Source organism: Aquabacterium sp. (assembly GCF_004297345.1).
Classification (GTDB): domain Bacteria; phylum Pseudomonadota; class Gammaproteobacteria; order Burkholderiales; family Burkholderiaceae_C; genus Aquabacterium.
In genome coordinates, this window is sequence record NZ_SCTN01000571.1 from 1 (window position 1) to 1,512 (window position 1,512).

The window sequence follows — 1,512 nt, forward strand, 5'->3', positions numbered from 1 at the left end:
GGTAGTGCTCTTTGAAAGCACCACCTTCGACGTGCTGCGTCATGCCCAGCATCGTGATGTAGTCATCGGCAGTTTTCATGGCGAGCCCTTGGTGATCAGACTACAAAAAATGCTGAGCTGGAGGGGCGCAGAAAACCCACGAGCCCAACACCGAAACACTTGTCAATCATCCAACTTGCGCGTTGATGCTTTCATCCGACCTGAAGTGACTTCAAGATGGACCTCCTGCCTGAAAGACTCCTTGTCGCCCGAAATCGATTGCGTGAACGACAGTTGCCCAGATGCCTCATCAACTTCGATGGCATCAATCAGTTCACTGAACCGATCGATGTCCATACTGATCGACTTCAAACAACTCTGCACAAGAAAGTCTCCCCTGACCACGCCCACTGATTTTTTGACGTTAATGAGCACGAGGTGATCTTCATGGCCCGCACCGCAAAAACTTGCGTCCCCTCTCGTTCGAGAGGCTTCCCGCAGCAATAGCCATCGCGAGGAATCCGCCTGTCCTACACCCATTTTCAGAGGCAAGAAAGCTGCCTCTTCGGCACGGCGTAGTCGCAGCAGCAGGGGCCGCTCAACTTTTACTCGTGCGCTGTCAGTCTTGATACCGGCATGATTGCCTACCAACACTCCCCAGTCTTGGTCGACTCCAGCAAATGCCGTATGGCAAGCAATCGTCGACAAGGCCAAGCCAAGAAGAACCTTACACAGGTCATTCAGCAGCAATGTGGTCCGCATAGCAAACGCCTGTATAGGTCCATGGATGCTCTTTCGATTGCCCTGCCTTGCCTTGTCCATAAGTTGAAGCATCCCTTTTGTGCAAGTCGTCAGCTGATTTTTCAGCGTTGTCTTCCACGCTCGTGTTCCAACCGATATTGCCGGCAGTGTCATCACACAGTATGTCTGGGTTTCGTATCCACAGCTTCCCTTTGGGATCCCACTTGTGATACACCCCGCCGTTGTAACGGCTAAAAGTTTCAAGCTGGAGTTGCTCATCCGTAAAGCTGTTCTTGCCTTGGCGACTTAGATAGTTCCGCGCCTCGTTTCGCTTCGAATGGTAGAGCTTCAAGCCACCTTTGGCGTTTTCCTTCCAGTTCCAAGCCTGTTCATATGTTGGGACAGGCGTGGTTAATTGTGCCAACCCATAACCTTTGTCAAACGCCACCACGGGCTCGCCGTCAGCATTGATGAATTGCTTGCCCTTGGCCTCATGATGAAGGATCTTCTCGTAGCCTTTTGCCTCTTCGAGCGTAGCAACAAAGGCGTCAAGCTTTTCTCTTGATGGGTTCGTCCCTTTGATATAGACGGTACGTAAAAAGACTTCGTCCTCCGTCGCCATTTCAACGGTTAGCGTGCCCCCGAGTACTTGACCGCCAAACGCACATGGCCACTTTGGAGCGCTGGTTTCAGCCACACCGTTCGCAGCAAAAGAACCGACTTTGCTACCCCGACGCCCGGACTCTGACAGGCCGCTCACTTTAGCTTCCCAAGTGATCTTCCATTTCCATT

Annotated in this window: 2 protein-coding genes; both read right to left on the minus strand. The window is 52.1% G+C overall.

What is annotated here, in order from left to right:
- Nucleotides 1-162: 162 nt before the first annotated feature.
- Entirely contained in the window at nt 163-741 is a 579-nt protein-coding gene (locus EPO09_RS21575; protein ID WP_290646565.1) for a hypothetical protein, read from the minus strand.
- Nucleotides 716-1,512: hypothetical protein (locus EPO09_RS21580; protein ID WP_290646567.1), on the minus strand; the 797-nt coding region annotated here is incomplete at its 5' end. The genes EPO09_RS21580 and EPO09_RS21575, both read right to left, overlap by 26 nt.

Coding starts and splice junctions, on each gene's coding strand:
- EPO09_RS21575 (WP_290646565.1), bottom strand. CDS start 741: ATGCGGACCACATTGCTGCTGAATGACCTGTGTAAGGTTCTTCTTGGC.